The following is a 319-nucleotide window of genomic DNA, read 5'->3' on the forward strand; positions in this document are numbered from 1 at the left end:
CCCTTCGCCTTCTGCACGCGGTCGACGATCTCTCCGATCTCCAGATAGGGGTCGACCTCGGCCTTGATCCGCTTGAGGTTGCCGTCACGTTCCAGTGTCCGGAGAAACGAGCGGAGATCGTCGTATGCCATAGGAGTCAGTATCCGACACCGACCACCCTGGGCCCGCCAAGAGGGGACCACCTCACCGTCGCCGGCGGGAGCTCGCAGCTGTGCTGGGGATTCTGCCGCCACTGCTCGTCCGCGCCCGGTGGATCTGGGCGGTCATCGACTGCCTGACCACTCCTGAGCAGAGGGCCCGCCACCTCCCGCAGGTGCGC

At 66.5% G+C, this 319-nt stretch carries 1 protein-coding gene; it reads right to left on the reverse strand.

Annotated elements, in window-relative coordinates; translation table 11 throughout:
- The coding region (locus UK12_RS45440) for a UbiD family decarboxylase domain-containing protein (protein ID WP_156179165.1) at positions 1 to 131 on the reverse strand (131 nt) is incomplete at its 3' end.
- Between the last annotated feature and the right edge of the window lie 188 nt (positions 132 to 319).

Origin of the sequence: Saccharothrix sp. ST-888 (assembly GCF_000955975.1) — a bacterium.
In the GTDB taxonomy this organism is placed as follows: Bacteria; Actinomycetota; Actinomycetes; order Streptomycetales; family Streptomycetaceae; genus Kitasatospora.